The following is a 15,298-nucleotide window of genomic DNA, read 5'->3' as shown; positions in this document are numbered from 1 at the left end:
GCCACCGCTTCCGCCACCGTATTGGCCATGCCTAGGCCGCGAGCGATGCCGATAGCCTTGATTTCGTTGCGAATGCCCATTTGCGCCGCGGCTTGCCGCTGCCTAGCGCCTCGTTTCGACGCCCGGCTTATGCCTCATTCTTCCTCTTTTGGATCAAGAGCCGAATCGAATGTAGCCTTGATGCGTTGCGCGATCGCCTCGTCGGAATTCGGATCGGGGACGGCCTCCCACCACGCTCCGCCTTCGGGGCTCGCGGCTTGCCCGCCGCGCCCGGGTGTGCGAGCGGCGCTGCCGGCATTGATCGGATAGGCGGGCGCCAAACCGCGATTCGTCTGGAGCCAAGCGTTGACGTCGTTTCTTACGGCCGTCGAGTCGCGCTTGGGGGTGGGAACGAAACCGTCTTCTTCCGGCCTATCCATCGAACCCGGTTCGGGAAGCGCCGACAGCCAGGCGTCGACTTTCTCTCGTGCAGCCTTTTTGTTGCGTTTTGGCGTGCGAATAAAATCGTTGCCTTCGTGCTGCTCGACGGGATCGGGAAGGGGACTCGCCGAAAGCCACGCTTTGACGTTCTTTCGCGCGGACTTCGAGTCGCGCTTAGGGGTGCTAACGAAACCGTCGTCTTCGTGCTGCTCCATGGCATCGGGATGCGGACTCGCCGAGAGCCAGCTTTTGACGCTCCTTCGTGCCGACTTTGCATCACGTTTCGGCGTACGTACGAATGCGGCTTCGTCCGGCGTTTCGCTCGTCCGCTGGCTGGCTCCGGCGCGCGTGCGTGCCCGCTGCGCAGCGAGGCCGGACATGCGTGACTCGTCGTCCCGGCTGAGCGCGCGAGGCCCGAGCGATGTGCGAGGCGATGTGTCGCCGCCTGCATCCCTTGCTTCGCGCGAGGGCGACGGCCACGGCCGGTCGTGCTCGGCCTCGGCTTCGCCTGCGCCCGCGCCGGCTTCCGGTGCCTCGTCCGCCGGCCGATGTACCGCCTGAAAGTGATTGCCGAACATGACGACGCCGACCGGATGCGAACCCAAGGCGGAGGTCTGAAAGCGCACGGGTCCATCGGTGCTCGGCGTGATCAACTGCACGTTCATGTCGGCCTGATAGTCGCGATTGATCGACCGAATCAAGGCCTCGAGCGCGGGCTCGTCGTCGTACAGCATGCGATCGCCCTGCTCGATCTCGGGGTGGCTAAGGGTCAGTTGTGCGCGGTAGCGCGCGGCCAGTCCGACCAGTTCGGGCTCCGATTCCGGGCCATATCGGCCTGTTGCGTGCTGCAAAAGCGAAATGATCAGGCAGTCCATCCCGTGCCCGCTGTTATACGCTGCACGGATGCCGTGCTGCTCGAACCACTGCAGCGTCTCGGCACGGCCGGTGCCCATCATCATGTCGCGTTGCTCGGTGAGCGCGGGAATCGCTCGACGTTCGTCCGCTGGATCGGCTGACGAGGTGTGCGCGGGTCGCGGGCGGAATGCGGCTTCGGGACGCGCCGCCGGGGTGTCGCCGTGGGTGGCGCGCGCACTGTGCCCCAACTCGGGAATGTCGCGCAATGCGAGCGCCGCCGCGCGCGGATCGAACGCAGGAGCGTTAGGCTCCGCCGCCGCCGCCGGGACATCGCGTCTCGTCGATGCCTCGCTTCCTGAAGGCGCATCACCATCCGCGGGTGTTTCGCTCGGCAGCGGGGTGTCCGCTCGCGCTGCGGCATCGCCGGTGACGGGCGCATCGCCATGGACCATCGAATCGCGCTCCGCGCTCACGGCCTGCTCCTGCGGAGGCTCGCTTGCAACCGGAACGTCTTGCGCGGCCTGACTCTCGTCGTTCTCTTTGCGCGCGGCGAACTCGGTTAGGCGTTCACGCACCCCGGCGTTCATTTCATTGCCGCGATCTACCGCGCGGCGTGTCGCCGTCAGCGGGATTTGCGCAATTGCTTGCGCCACCGGGCTCGCGACCGACACGCGGACGCTGTCGGCGAACATCTTTACTTTCTGGGCCACGAATTTTGCTTTCGCCGCGAGCGGCGCCTGCCGATAGCGCCAGTCGTAGTATCCCGTCGTGCCGCTGAGCTTGGCGGAGGATAGTTTGGCGCCGCCGATTGAAAACTGGATCTCATCGGGCACGTCGTTCGTCGCTTCAATGGCGGCGAGCAGCTTGTCGAGCGCCGCGTCGTTGTGCCGGTCGTTCAGATCGATGAGCATCGCATTCGCGGCTGCGAGATCGACCTTCAATACGACCGGCTCCGTATCGCGCTTGATCGTGTCCACGAGCTTGCTCATGCCCGTCTTCTGAAAACGGGCACGCTCGGCGGCGGAATAAGGCGCCGTCACGGGCGCACTGCCTTGGACGAGGACGCGTGCGTCGTTTTGATCGCCGAACTTGGCCTGGGGATGAATGCCGTGACCGACCGCGATGTCCTTCTCGACGGTCAACCCGAAACCCGCCGCTGCACCGAACGCGTTGACGGCGCCGGCCAGCGCCGCGGGGCCGGCGTTCGTCATCGTATAGCGCTCGCGTTCGCCGATCGTGCTCGCCTTGGCGCGCTCGGTTGCTTCGACCTGTTTGCGAGCATCGGGGCTGAATAGATCGCGAGCGTCGGGGTTCTCGATCGCCGCCATCGCTTTCGCGGCCATCTGCAACGTGGCTCGGGCCTGCGCCGGATCCTTCTCCGCCAGCGCCGCCTTCATGCGCGATTGCGCCAGTTCGAAATGAAGCCAATCGCGCAGGCTCGCCTTCACCTCGGCGCGCCGGCCCTGCAGTTGCGCTCGCGTGGCGCTCGCAAGGCGCGGATCGCGGGCGTGGGTGGGCGCGCCGCGCTCGTTGAATTCGTGCAATGAAACGAGCGACGCGGTGACCTTGCCGGCCAGTACGCGCCCCATGCTGTCGAAGCGCATGCGTTCCGGGGTCTTCCACGCGCCGGAGACCGTGGAGGTTTTGAACTGACTCGCATGGGCTTGCGTGAACGCTTCTTCGAGCGCTTGCACCGCTGCTTCGTCCGCACCGGACGCCGCCACCTGTCCTCGAAACGCCGCGTAGTCTTTCCAGTTCTTGACCGGATCGAGATCGTCCTTGACGGTGTCGCGCCGCGCGATTTCATCGAGCGTTGCAAGCAACTTGGCTTTCGCTTGCTTGCGTACTTGAGGCTTGGCGAACGTGCGCTTTTCGGAAATGTAGGTTCGATAAGCGTCAGCGCGGTCTTTCTGCTGCTGCGCGGCATTGCCCGCCAGCCAATCGATAGACTTGGCCAGCGCGACGATGGCGCGCTTGGCCTTGTCCTCGCCGTCTTTGCTCGGGCCGGCACTCAACTGATAGCCCACGTAGAGTGTCGCGGCCAGTGCCACAGCCGCAGCCGTCGCACCGGCCGTGACCGCCGCCGATACGACCACGGGCGTCAGTACGCCGAGCACCGTCGCCGTGATGCTGGCCGCGCTCGATGCCACGCCCACGCCCAGTGCGCGCTTGTTGCCGTGGTACTCGATCTTCGCGCTTTCGGAGGCGCTCTTGTAGTCGGCCTTCAATTGCGCGCGCATGCAATAACGCGCGTGCGCGATAGAGAGCGCCTGTCCGGCGGCATGCAGATCCTTCTCGGCCTGTTTGCGCTGCTGCGCGGTGGCTGCCGGATTCGAAAGGCGTGCTCGCGCATCGTCGAAGTCGGCTTGCGCGCGCTCCATCTTGCGTACCGCGTGTCCCACCTTGTGCAGGTCCCAGGCAACGCGCCCGGCGGCCTGCATCACGTGGGGTCCGGCCTTCGCGCTCGGCGACGCATCGGCTTTGCCGGCCGGCATGATCTCCTCGGTCCCCGAGTTGCGAAACCGGAGATTGGCCGATTCGAAACCGAGTTCGGTGGTCAGCGCCGTCATGAGCAACTGCACGGCTGAAAGGGCCGTTTTCGCCGGTAGATTGGCGGAAGCGGCCAATTGCGCGACGCCGAATGCACCGCCCGCCAACGACGAGGCGGTCGCGTATTGACGATGCAAGCTACCTGTCCCCGCTTTTTTGAAGCTATCGATCGCCGCATCGGCATCGTCGAGCCCGACCGTCTTCAAGAACGTCGCAATCATCTCGCGATAGTAGGCCTCGTTGCCCGCGCCTTCGGGCAGCAAACGCTGGTTCTTGAGTTCGGCCGGAATCGAGTCCGGCCTTGCGCGTTCGAAGTTCAGCGCCGCCAGCCGCGCGAGCCCGGCGATCGAAGGCTGCGAACGCTGCCCTTGAGTCCAACGCTCGCAAATCTCGAGCGTGGACGCTTCGTCCCATTGCGGGACGCTTACCGCTGGATCGTGCTGCACCTTCTTGATGTCGAGCAACTGAGCGAGGCGCCCGCGCACCGTGCCGCGCGCCGACTTAGCCGAGCCGGACGGCTGTGCGGCGGGCTCGGGGGCGGCCCCTTGCGGCGCGGGTGCGCCGGCAACCGCCGGTGGGGGCGACGAGGAAGCGGTGGCCGTGGATTGGATGCGGTTCGAGGCGGATTTCATGGGGACCACGCAGCGGGAGAGGACGTATCGCGCATGCTAGGTCAGCCCCCGTTGCACTTTTTTCCGCGCCGGCGAAACCCTTTCTCCCGGAGCGAAGCGGGGTCTCGCGCCGGAACCGCTCAAGTCAGGGCGAATTCGACACAGGCACGCCCGGCGGAAAACGTCGATGCTCGCGTGGGATCGCCCTCAGGCTCGCTCGAGAAATCCACTTCGAATAGCCGGACCGCGGAGGTCGTACCGGGATAGTCGTCGAACACCGGTAGTAGCGGATCGTCGTCGTGCAACGCGGCGAGCGCGTAAAGATAGCGTTCGCCGCACAGTGAGTTATAGACGCGTGACAAGAGCGCGGCGCAAAGCGCCGCATCGTCGTCTTGCACCGCGATGAAGGCAAGATAAACATAGGGAAGCGGCTTGCCGTGCTCGGGTAGCTTCGGCCATCCGCGTACCGTCGCCATCAGGTTATAAGGAGTCCTAAGCCATTGCATGGCACGCGCATAGCGTTCGACGTGAGCCTGACGCAGCGCACCTTGGTCCCATGCGGCCATCGTGGCGCAGATCCGTCCGTCTCGACGCGCGACGAAGAAGTCTTCCGCGCGAAGCGTATCGCATCGCCGCCCGTGCTCGAAATCGGCGATATCGAGCGCGGGCGCCCAACGGTGGGAAGCGCGTTGCGCATTGAGGAATTCCACGATATCGGGCAGTGCGTCGCGCGTCGCGCGTCCGATGTCGATCCCCGCCAAGCGCGGCATCCTGCGCTTGCGCGTGAGCCTGACGGCCCGCGCGATCATGCGTCCGCGCGGCAAATAGTGCGGCAGGCCTGCGCGGCCTCCCACTAGCGTGGTGAGCGCCCGCTCGTTGTCATCGTAGACGAGCGTGTAACTCGGCAACGGATCAGCGTCGTGGAGCGTTCTAAGAAATCGATAGATGCGTGCGAGCAAGAAGCCGTTGCGATGGGCAGGATCGATGCGCAGATCGGAGAGAAAGGCCGTGCGCCGCGGCTCGCGATCGATATACGAAGTCGCGACGGAGCGGCATCCCGTTGCGACGATGCGATCGGTCGAGGCTTCCCGGGCCACGATGACCTGCACCGCGGGGCCGAGCAGGCGCGAGGCGTCGAAGTACGATGGCTCGCGCCGCAAGGTAATCGCGGCGTCGCCTTCGATCCAATCGTGTGCCATTCGTGCACGCAACTGCGCGTCGTCCGCGGGATCTGCCAAGCAAAGGGAGTACCGAGTCATAGGCCGTCAGAAAATAATGTGCGAAGCGGGTGCCGCCGCACCCGGTGCCGACTGCGCGTGTCAGCGCGCGCACCGCGTGGGCGAGAGAAGCAGGCCGAACCAGTGCCGAGCCATGCGAAGAAGGGAAGGGATCGCGCCGCCCGCGAAACGGACGCTATCGGCAATCAACGTTGCGCGGCTTGCTCCCGCGCGAACGTCGCAACGACAAAGGGCGAACGTATAACGCAGCAGATCGGTTGCAAGATAGAGCGTCGCGAGCAGGAGGGCGAGTGTGAGCGCACCGCGTCCGATGCCGGCGCGGTTCGCTACGCAAACGGCGACATGACGGTGCCCGAGTTCTTCTCGCGCGTGCCAGCGCCAAAGCCGTGCGGCGCGCGAGTCGTTCCGGACGAGCAAGAACGGATGAGCCTCGATTTCTTCGGCCAGTACCGCCGTCAGATGCTCGAATGCCACGACGAGCGCCAGTTTCATCGGTGCGGAAAACCCGGCGAGGTCCGCGGTAATGGCGTTGGCGCGTTCGACGAGGGGCTGCATGTGCGGAACGGCATCGACGAGCGCGGCATTGTAGTTGGCATGCGCGCGCCGATGCGCTTGCTCTTCCCGAATGAACCGGTCGATTTCACCGCCGAGCTCATCGCCCGGGCCCAACTGCGCCGACGCTCGCCACGATTCGAGCGTCTCGATCAGGAATTGTTCGCCGCCCGGCAGCAGCAGCGAGAGCGCATCGAAGAAGCGGCTACGCACGCCTGTTCCGTTCCATGGGTGCGGGCTCGGAGCCGATGTGGAAAGGCGAAGGTTGCTTGTCATGAACGGCGAGTGGAGCGAAATGAATCGGACATCGTTGCGCTTGCGCGTTCGCCTTGCTCGGTCAGCCAAAGCCGCGGTCCGCTCGTGAACCATCGGCGCGCGAACGCGCCGTATGAGACAGGCTCGGCCGCCCGATCTCGTTTCAACACGCGGGGCGCCTCGAACCATCGAAGCGCCGGATTGCCGTGATGGACCGCATGAAGCGAGCGATGCAGCGTCGGCCATCCGAGCCCCAAGGGCAGCACGATGTCATGGCTCACCGTTTGCGGATCGCGCGCGTACGAAGCGGGCGTGACTGCCGCACCGTAATGCTCCGCTTGCGTCAGAATGAAGTCGAACCACGAAAACAACGCGAGCGGGATGAGGTAAGCGCAGGCGATTGCCGTCGGTGCGAGGAGCGAACCCGCGACGACGAGCAGGCCGAAAACCACCATCCAAAGCAGCGCAACGTGGCGTTGCGAGCGCTTGCCGGCAGGCACCATCGGCCAAGCGGTTCGACCGATATGCCAAGCCACCCAAGGTAGCTCGATAGGGGCGAGCAGCCAGATCCACCGCGTGGGCCAACTGAGCGAATAAAGCCGCCCTTCGGGATCGGCCTCCGTGCAAGTTGCACGGTGGTGCGCGAAGTGAAAGTAACGGTACGCGACGAAGTTCACGCCGAACAAGGCCGCGCAGACGATCCCCACCGCGTCGTTCAAACGGCGGCTGCGGAAAAACGTCCCATGCACGCTCAGGTGCTTGGCCTCCTGGCATCCCACCATCAGTAGCGCCTGCAGGGGTATGAGTGCGGCCAGCAGTTCGGTGCTGGAGGTTCGGCAAATGACGATCGTATTCGTTGCCACGGCCAAGACGAACAACGCGCTTGGGAGGTCCGCGTACCACCGGTAGCGTGACGGTCGAACGTGTGCGGTCATGCGGCGCGCTTCACAGCAATGACGAAAGCGCGCGTGTGACGCGTCGCACGCAAGACTCGGGCAACGCGGCCCACAGCGGCGCGAGCGTCGACAGCGGAACCGTGCCGCGCAAAATCGCGCCGTAGTCGAGCGAGCGCTCGTGCGGAAAGTACCGCGGCTTGGCGCAGACGATCTTGGTGAAACCGCGCGAGCGGTAGTAGCGCAACTGCGGGTCGAGCGGCATACCGCGACGCGTTGCGTGAACGTAGTCGTCGATGGGCCGCTCCGGATGAGTCTCGCGCCAGTCGCGTAGGCCGGGCACGGGAGAGCCGAGATAGATGTGGCGCCAGCCGCGCTTGAGCGCGATGGGCCAGAAATAGTTCAGCAGCGCTGTGACACCCTCGCAATTGCGACTCGACAGGCTAATGCCGAACAGCGTCGAACTCTGATCCGGCAACGGTGCGCTCACGCAATCGTCCCAGGTTTGAACGTGCCGGTAAAAATCATCGGCGATGGGGCGCATGAACAACGAAGCGAGCAGACGGCCGGTTCGCGTGCAAAACGCGCCTATCGCTAGTTCAGGATGCGCGTCGATCCTCTCGCGAAGCTGGTCCTCGGATGCCGCCTGCACGTCGGTCCATTTCTCGCGTTCCAACTCCATCAGGGCGGGCAGGTCGCGACGGCCGAGCAATCGCGCCCTCGCCGGTTCTGTCTCGACCGGGCGGGCGGCGGGCGGAGCGAGGAAATGAAGGCTGTGATCCATTGGCTAGCATGCTGCGCGAAAGAGTGCGCAGTCGATTCAAGTGCGAATGGCCGGGATTTTTTCTTATTCGTATGTCGTCGATATGACGGTATCGGTGGGGTAACGGGAAGCGACGGTTTTATATTGAATGATTATATGCGTAAGTGCATGAAATGTATGGATGTTTGGTATGATTGACGTGTTGGCGGGGCGTCATTGTTTAATCATTTCCTGACGGCAATTTCAGGAAATCCTTAATGGCGGTCCGATAACTGGCTTCTGTCCGTTTGAAAGAAAAGAGGAATGATTCTTGCGCGGGTCGGCGCCGGGCAAGGCGTATTGCCGGATTTGTGTTATCCGGCATGCGGAACGAATACGCTCGTGGTTATCGCTTCTTGGTCATGCCGGTAGCCCGCCGTCGATGTCGGCCGGCAATTCCTCGATGCGCACGCTGCTTGGATTTTGCGTCGGCGTCTGGCCGCAGAACATTTGGAATACGCGATCGCCGATGTTTCTGAGTCCCGCCATCAAGTCGGCCGGTTTCAAGGACATGAGCGTCTCGATCGCTTGCGCGGCTGCGTGGCCGACCGGACCCGGCACCGTTAGATTCAGCGCGGTCATCGCGATCGATCCCACCATCAGTCCGCTGACGCCGTCTTCGATGAAGTCGTTCGCCGCTTTATTGACCGCGAGTACGGCCAGCATGACCAGGCTTAATCCGACAAACGTTTTGAATTCCTCGAGCGCATCTTTGCGGCTGACGTTTTTGTCCGCCATGAGGCTGAACATCAACGCCGAGGTGAAAGCGGCATCCGATGCGAGATCGACCGTTCCGATCTTGTCGGGCAGCATGAGTACCGTCGTCGCTACGCAGACCGCCGTGGAGAACAACGCGAGGGCGAGTTTGGCGGAACGATCGCGGTTTTCCGCCGGGGATGCCGCGGGCGGCAAGCCGATGCAATCGGCCAATTCGTCCGCAAGCCGCTGATATGCGTTGACCGCGATCGCGACTTGTTTGCCGACGTGAGGACTGAGTTCGTGCGATCCGTTCGCCAAAAATGCGGCTTTTGCGTCGTTCAGCGACTGCCCGTCCGACTCGGCAGCGGCTCTCACGGCTTCCAACGCCGCTTTCGTTTCGGCCGACAGCGAGCGCCCCGCCCGATGCAAGTGCGGGTTCGCCGATCCCGAGCGCCAAACGTTGAACTTTTGGCGGATCTCCTCCGAAAGGAAGCCGCCGAACAGCGCGCCGGTCGAAACCGCGCCCGCGGCTATGTTGAATGCCGCGTTGCTGTTCAAAAAACGCAGGCTGCTGACGAAGGTCGGCAGGGCGAACTCGATAGCCTGCACCATGTTCGCGTAGTAGCGCGCCATGGCCCGGTCTTTCAGGAGGTTGTCGTCCGTGGTCGGCGTACGGATCATGCCGATCGCTTCGACCATCGCTTTGGCCATGAGCGCTGCAATTTCCGCCTCCGTCTTCTGTTGCCGGGGCTTCGTCATCAGCGGGATGGCGAGCGGCAGCGGCGCGAGCAGCATATGCAGGCCGGCGATTTTCGCTGCTCGCTCGTGTAGCGGCCGGTCTGTTCGCAGTGCGTTCAGCGTGACGCCCACCTCGTCCAAGCGCTTGGTGAAGCGCGCCGCAAGGGCGTCCTCCAAGCCCGCTTCGCCGATACGCGCTTTGAGCTCGCCGACGTGAGCCGTCAAGCGATCGAGTTTCGGGCCGTCGCCGGCTGCGCCGTTCGACGGCGCACGCAGTCCGGCGATGAATTCGCGGTCGTCGGCGCGACTCAACAACGTACCGGCGTCGCTCATTTTCACCAACGCCTTTGCGGTGCGAAGCGCGGAAGATGCCCAGGGCCGGTTTCCGTTCGCAGCGCTCGGCGAGACCGACCCGCGCTCGTCGTCGATATCGACACGATGCTCGTGCGCGGCCGGTATACCCGCCCGTTCGACGGCCGGCCTTTCGACGCCGGAATGGCGATCGGCAATATCGGACGCGTCCGGCGGCGCCGAACCGGGGCCACCGCCGATGTTCAGGCGCGGCCTTGGAGAGGGCGATGTCACAGTGGGGGAAGGGCCGAGCCGGGCCGGGAGGCTGTTGCTGCGAGCAAGCGTGTGCAGTGGGCCGTTGTCCAATTGATGGCTGCTGGGCGCGTCGTTCGCCTGAGCATGATGCGCTTCGTGCGATTCGGAGGCCGACCCGTCTCCGTAGTGCTGGTGAAAAAGTTCAAGCCCGCATGAATTGAAATCCATTGTTCCTTGCTCTCTCATCTAAAGGCGTGGCTGAGGTTTTTGCGCTTCGATTTTTAGCGCTCAGGCTGGCCAGCATGAGATCACGAGTAACTCGCGCGAGAGGGCGATTCCAGCGAACTTGCTTTTACATCAGCGAACGATTTTGTTTTCTCTGTTTTTCTGGAATCAATTTCAATATCAATTTCATGGTTGCGAAATGGAAGGATCAATACTTCGACGAGAACGAATAGCCGCCTGCGCACGAGCCGACGACGGCGCCGCGTCCCGACCATGCAGTTGTGGATGCCAAGGTAGTCGCGGCGCCCGACAACCAGTGCTCGACCGTCATTCCCAATTGGCGCGCCGCCTCGGCCTCGATGCGGCCGCAGACCGTTTCCGTTGCGGCCCGGACAGCGCGCTCGGGCGATTGAAAGACGAAACGTACTTCCACCTCGTGATCGGCCACGCGAATGAAAATCTCGCGTAGATCGACTGTCGCATCGCTCATCTTTGCCCACGCTCGGATTTCCGCGAAGTGATAGTCGAGCCAATGAGAAAAGAACCAGGCGTCTTCGGGGCCCGCCAACGAAAAAGCGGCGTCGCACGAAACGAGGCTGCGCAGGCCGGCTGCGTTCGCCCAATGCGAACCGGTGCCGTCGCTGCGCTCGCTTTGCGAGCGCTTACCTTTCTTAGCCGCGTTCGCGCCGAGCGGCAGCCGAACGGCTCGTGGCGCACTGTAGTCGGGTTCGGCCGGGGCCGGGCTGGTCCATTGAACCGGCTCGTCTCCCGATGCAACGCCGCCGAGGTGAATTTGATAGGCGCGTAGCGCTCGCCAGAGCAGCGCGTGATCGTCGGCGCGCGACGGTTGCAGTGTGAGCGCGACCGCGCCGCCTCGCAATGGAGCGCTTCGGCGGGCCACGAGCCGTAGCTCGCAAAGCGTCTCATGACCGGCGACGATCCGTGCGCGCCGCGGCAAGCCAAGCGCCGGTCGATCGGCTTCGCCAACGGTCACGGTCAGGCCTTGACGGTCTAGCTTGATAAGCGGCATCGCCACTGGATCGTCGGCAAATTGCACGTCGATTCTCGCCCGTGCCGCAAAGTCGTCACGGGAAACGGGTGTCGGCACGTCATGACTGATATACACGGTGTTTCTCCTTCTATATAGCGTGGGCCGACGGCAGCGGCGGCCTTGACGCGTGGCCGCTCGCATCGAGGGGCAACGCGCGAAGCAAGGGGGGCGGAGTGAGCAGGCGCGTGGTGGCGGTGGGATGCCCGCCGCAGGCGCGAGCACCCGGCCGGCCCGGGCAGGCAGATGATGGCGGCGAGCGAGCGCCGAGACTTGCCGCGCAGCGCTCTCGAGACGCGACGCGGCCGGACGCGGTCCGGTAAGGATTGCGGGCGCCGCTCCACGCGGGGAGCGGCACACCGTGAAGCCGTCAAACGCAGGCTTGCAAAGCCAGGTCGCAGTCCTCGGTGTGCGCAAGGAGTGCTAAATCCAGCCCGAGTGCCGTCAACGTTTGAGCATCCAGATCGATCCAACATGCCACGACCATGCGGCCGTCGATGCGCTGGGCGGGACCGGCACGGTGAGCATGCACGCCGATGCGCCGGAACAGGCGCTCCATACTGAGGAACGTCACCCCGATCAACTGCCGTGCACCGAGCTTGACGGCGCACTCGACCACCGATGCGAGCATCGGGCGCACCGCCCACGCCCCCGCTTCGTCCCCGAACGCCCCGTCGGACGTACTCGCGGCAAAACGCGACAATTCCCAGACGTCGGCCGTGCTCGGCGGCGCAATACCGTCGGCCAATAAGGACGGAAAAAGCTCTTGCAACAAATAAGGACGGGTAGTAGGCAACAATCGTGCACAACCGCAAATGGCCCCCGATTCGTCATGGGCGACGACATACACGGTGTCGTCGCGATCGTATTGGTCTCGTTCGAAGCGGTCATCGGCACTCGGCAGACGCCATCCCAACAACTCGACGAAAATCCGGTGCCGATAATGCGCTAGTGCAGCATCGAGATCTTCGGGCAACCGCCCGTCGCCGTGAACAGAAGTCCGCATGAAATCCCTCGCTTTTGATTTTTGATGAGCGCATTACAGCGCGCGCTCCGAGGGTCGGTAACTGTCAACGTTGACAGGACTAGAATGGACGTACTTTTCCCTGCCAAAGCGGCAGTCCGCTTCAGGGCAAGTCAGTCGAATCTAATAATGAGATTGAAATGGGGCGACGATTTGCTTATAAATGAGACCTGTGGATAAATTTACGGATGAATCGAGCGCGGGCGTACCGATTTGGCGCCCCCACTCGGCGTTATTGGAGAGTCGGGTTGCACGTGACCGGTTCGCCCAACGGGGCGAGCGCCGCTTGCGCGACCGCGTTCGGCCAGTTCAGGCCGGCGACGCGCCGCAACAATGCTTGGGCCGTTTGTCTCATGCCGAGGTCGACTCCGCGTGGATCGACGCACATGACGTTGCTGCGAATATCGCTCCAGGCAACGAGCAGGGCGCCCGAGCCGCGGTCGACGTACCAGTCCCAGCCGAGCGTGACGTACGTCGCGCCGGGACCGCGCGCGCGTTGCCACTCGGTGTATCCCGCGGTGCTCGCATCGACGCCCTCGGCGCGCAATTCGGCGAGCAGGCTGTCGTCGAGCCCGGAGTCGACGTGGTCGAAATGAAGTCCGGCAAGCGCGCACTCTTGGAGGCGGACATAGCCGTCGACGCGGTGGATGCGCTGCGTGGCAGAAGGATGTCTCATGCGCCGGACTGTAGCAGCCTGTCGCAGTCGTGGGACCTGGCAACTATGACAGCCTTGTGTCCCGTGTTACTTATCAATTGGGGTATTCATGGAATCGCCGTTGCGGTGGCAAGATAGTTACGAACAGTTGCGCTCGGCGACCGACGAGCGGCAACTGTTCGACCGGATCGCGGGGTTGGCGAAGCGGCTCGGTTTCGAGTACTGCTGTTACGGGATTCGCGTGCCTCTGCCGGTGTCCAATCCTGCCGTCGCCATCTTCGACACCTATCCGTCGGGGTGGATGAAGCACTACCAAGACAACCACTTCATCGACGTGGACCCGACGGTGCGCGAGGGGATGACCAGCTCGCGGCTCATCGTCTGGCCGGAAGCGTCGGCGAACGCGCCGCGGCTATGGAACGATGCGCGCGATTTCGGGCTGCGTGTGGGTGTCGCCCATTCGAGTTGGGCCGCCCACGGTGTCTATGGTTTGCTGACGATGGCGCGCCACTCCGACTCGCTCACCACCGCGGAAATCGACGATCTGACGCTGCAAGCGAGTTGGCTGGCGAACCTATCGCATTCGCTGATGAGCGAGTTTCTCGTGCCGCGGCTCGCGCCCGAGGCCGGCGTCGTGCTCACGCCGCGGGAGTGCGAGGTGCTGTGCTGGACCGGCGAGGGAAAGACCGCGTGCGAGATCGGCCAAATCCTCAGCATCTCCGAGAGAACCGTCAACTTCCACGTCAACAACGTCCTGTTGAAGCTGAACGCGACCAACAAGGTGCAGGCGGTCGTGAAGGCGATCGCAATGGGGCTGATCGCTTCGGTTTGACGTAGAGCGCGAACCGGTGGGGCGAGGCGATGCGGGCGGCCGATGAGCCGCCCGTTTCATTTCGTGCTCGGCGCGCTAGATGCGAGAATCTAGCGCGCCCTCGCGCCTAGGACGGCAACCGCGAGGCGCGGGTCTGCGGCAACGCGCCGAGATCGGCGAGCGGATGCCGTGCGCTCGGCCACGGCGAGCGTAAAAAGTGCGCGATTCGCTCCTGGCGCACTTCGGCCAGCGATCCCGGCTGCCAGCGAGGGCTGCGGTCCTTGTCGACGAGGTGCGCGCGTACGCCCTCGCGGAAATCGCCTTCCTCGATCGCGCGCGATACGATCCCGAGTTCCATGCGGTAGGCGTCGGCCAGCGTGATGCGCCGTCCGCGCAAGATGGCCTCGCGCGTGACGTGCAGCATCGTCGGCGAGTAGCCGTGCAGCGTATCCAGCGCCGATTGGAGCCAGGCACGCATCTCGGGCGGCGGGTTCGCGATCAGCGTGGCCGCCAGCGAGGCCGCCATTTCATCCACGGTCAACCGCGCCGCGAAGTGCTTTTCGATTCCGCCGAGCACCCCCTCGATCGGGGCGGGCGGCAGGGGTGCCGTGGGCGGCACGAATGCCTCGCGCAAACGCGCGCCGACCTCATCGGCCGGCAGCGCGGTCAGACGCGCTTCGAATCCCTGCAGCCATTCGCTTTGGACGCACACGTCGGCGAGCCCGCAGCGCACGGCGTCGGCACCCGACAACACCGCACCCGTCAGCGCGACGTAAAGCGCAAGTTCGACCGGCATCACGCTCAAAAAGCGGGTGGCGCCGACGTCGGGCACGAAGCCGATGCGCGTTTCGGGCATGGCGATCTTGCTGCGCTCGGTCGCGATCCGCAGCGAAGCGGCTTGCGCGAGTCCCATGCCGCCGCCCATCGTGATGCCGTCCGCGAGCGCGACGATCGGCTTCGGAAACGCATGCAGGGCGAAATCGAGGCGATACTCGTCGATGAAAAATTGGCGCCAGCCGTCGTCGCCTTCCGCGCGGCCGGCGTTGGCCGCGTGGTAAAGCGCCCGGACGTCGCCGCCCGCGCAAAACCCCTTTTCGCCGCTGCCGTGCAACACGACGGCGACGATCGCATCGTCTTCGCGGTAACGCTCGACGTGCTCAGCGAGCTCGCGCACCATCCGGTGCGACAGCGCATTGAGCGCGTGCGGCCGGTCGAGCGTGAGGATCGCGACGCCGTTGACCACGTGGCTGAGCACGCGTCCCTCGGCCGGCGGCGTGGCGCCCGATACGCCGTCGCGTCCGGCATCCGAGAGTTCGACACGTGCGTTCATTCATTGTCTCCATTCATAGTCGATACATGACGGTAAGCGCGGCCGA

Annotated in this window: 11 protein-coding genes; 1 reads left to right on the top strand and 10 read right to left on the bottom strand. The window is 64.1% G+C overall.

Going from position 1 to position 15,298, the window contains the following annotated elements:
• Positions 1 to 134: 134 nt before the first annotated feature.
• From C0Z18_RS05790 to C0Z18_RS05750, 9 genes are all read right to left on the bottom strand, one after another.
• A complete protein-coding gene (locus tag C0Z18_RS05790; RefSeq protein ID WP_102644432.1) occupies positions 135 to 4,457 on the bottom strand; it encodes a type III effector protein in 4,323 nt (1,440 codons plus the stop codon).
• Between the two features lie 119 nt (positions 4,458 to 4,576).
• Positions 4,577 to 5,635 (bottom strand): hypothetical protein, encoded by a 1,059-nt coding sequence (locus tag C0Z18_RS05785; RefSeq protein ID WP_146013940.1) that lies wholly within the window; start codon positions 5,633 to 5,635, stop codon positions 4,577 to 4,579.
• 120 nt (positions 5,636 to 5,755) lie between these two features.
• On the bottom strand, positions 5,756 to 6,502 hold the full coding sequence (locus C0Z18_RS05780; protein ID WP_102644430.1) for a metal-dependent hydrolase: 747 nt from the start codon (positions 6,500 to 6,502) through the stop codon (positions 5,756 to 5,758).
• Positions 6,499 to 7,416: a fatty acid desaturase family protein gene (locus C0Z18_RS05775; protein ID WP_102644429.1), complete on the bottom strand. Its 918-nt coding sequence runs from the start codon at positions 7,414 to 7,416 to the stop codon at positions 6,499 to 6,501. Before C0Z18_RS05775 ends, C0Z18_RS05780 begins: the two co-directional genes overlap by 4 nt.
• A gap of 10 nt (positions 7,417 to 7,426) precedes the next feature.
• Positions 7,427 to 8,158 (bottom strand): hypothetical protein, encoded by a 732-nt coding sequence (locus C0Z18_RS05770; protein WP_102644428.1) that lies wholly within the window; start codon positions 8,156 to 8,158, stop codon positions 7,427 to 7,429.
• A gap of 378 nt (positions 8,159 to 8,536) precedes the next feature.
• Positions 8,537 to 9,946: a hypothetical protein gene (locus tag C0Z18_RS05765; protein ID WP_146013939.1), complete on the bottom strand. Its 1,410-nt coding sequence runs from the start codon at positions 9,944 to 9,946 to the stop codon at positions 8,537 to 8,539.
• A 646-nt stretch (positions 9,947 to 10,592) separates the two neighbouring features.
• Complete coding sequence (locus tag C0Z18_RS05760) at positions 10,593 to 11,510, bottom strand: hypothetical protein (protein WP_146013938.1); 918 nt, start codon at positions 11,508 to 11,510, stop codon at positions 10,593 to 10,595.
• 292 nt (positions 11,511 to 11,802) lie between these two features.
• Positions 11,803 to 12,438, bottom strand: a complete 636-nt coding sequence (locus C0Z18_RS05755) for an acyl-homoserine-lactone synthase (protein ID WP_102644425.1) — start codon at positions 12,436 to 12,438, stop codon at positions 11,803 to 11,805.
• Between the two features lie 250 nt (positions 12,439 to 12,688).
• Positions 12,689 to 13,132, bottom strand: a complete 444-nt coding sequence (locus tag C0Z18_RS05750; protein WP_102644424.1) for a DUF4902 domain-containing protein — start codon at positions 13,130 to 13,132, stop codon at positions 12,689 to 12,691.
• An 88-nt stretch (positions 13,133 to 13,220) separates the two neighbouring features.
• Between C0Z18_RS05750 and C0Z18_RS05745 the strand changes: the two genes are divergently transcribed.
• On the top strand, positions 13,221 to 13,943 hold the full coding sequence (locus C0Z18_RS05745; protein WP_102644423.1) for an autoinducer binding domain-containing protein: 723 nt from the start codon (positions 13,221 to 13,223) through the stop codon (positions 13,941 to 13,943).
• 106 nt (positions 13,944 to 14,049) lie between these two features.
• On the opposite strand, the gene C0Z18_RS05740 is transcribed toward C0Z18_RS05745, so the two are convergent.
• On the bottom strand, positions 14,050 to 15,252 hold the full coding sequence (locus C0Z18_RS05740) for an enoyl-CoA hydratase/isomerase family protein (protein WP_102644422.1): 1,203 nt from the start codon (positions 15,250 to 15,252) through the stop codon (positions 14,050 to 14,052).
• Positions 15,253 to 15,298 lie beyond the last annotated feature (46 nt).

It is taken from the genome of Trinickia dabaoshanensis (assembly GCF_002879885.1).
GTDB lineage: Bacteria > Pseudomonadota > Gammaproteobacteria > Burkholderiales > Burkholderiaceae > Trinickia > Trinickia dabaoshanensis.
The sequence above is the reverse complement of the archived record's forward strand: the minus strand, read 5'-3'. Positions and strand labels throughout refer to the sequence as shown.

What these genes read in the sequence shown, in the direction of transcription:
- C0Z18_RS05790 (WP_102644432.1), bottom strand. Translation starts at nt 4,457, where the DNA reads ATGAAATCCGCCTCGAACCGCATCCAATCCACGGCCACCGCTTCCTCG.
- C0Z18_RS05785 (WP_146013940.1), bottom strand. Translation starts at nt 5,635, where the DNA reads ATGGCACACGATTGGATCGAAGGCGACGCCGCGATTACCTTGCGGCGC.
- C0Z18_RS05780 (WP_102644430.1), bottom strand. Translation starts at nt 6,502, where the DNA reads ATGACAAGCAACCTTCGCCTTTCCACATCGGCTCCGAGCCCGCACCCA.
- C0Z18_RS05775 (WP_102644429.1), bottom strand. Translation starts at nt 7,416, where the DNA reads ATGACCGCACACGTTCGACCGTCACGCTACCGGTGGTACGCGGACCTC.
- C0Z18_RS05770 (WP_102644428.1), bottom strand. Translation starts at nt 8,158, where the DNA reads ATGGATCACAGCCTTCATTTCCTCGCTCCGCCCGCCGCCCGCCCGGTC.
- C0Z18_RS05765 (WP_146013939.1), bottom strand. Translation starts at nt 9,946, where the DNA reads ATGAGCGACGCCGGTACGTTGTTGAGTCGCGCCGACGACCGCGAATTC.
- C0Z18_RS05755 (WP_102644425.1), bottom strand. Translation starts at nt 12,438, where the DNA reads ATGCGGACTTCTGTTCACGGCGACGGGCGGTTGCCCGAAGATCTCGAT.
- C0Z18_RS05750 (WP_102644424.1), bottom strand. Translation starts at nt 13,132, where the DNA reads ATGAGACATCCTTCTGCCACGCAGCGCATCCACCGCGTCGACGGCTAT.
- C0Z18_RS05745 (WP_102644423.1), top strand. Translation starts at nt 13,221, where the DNA reads ATGGAATCGCCGTTGCGGTGGCAAGATAGTTACGAACAGTTGCGCTCG.
- C0Z18_RS05740 (WP_102644422.1), bottom strand. Translation starts at nt 15,252, where the DNA reads ATGAACGCACGTGTCGAACTCTCGGATGCCGGACGCGACGGCGTATCG.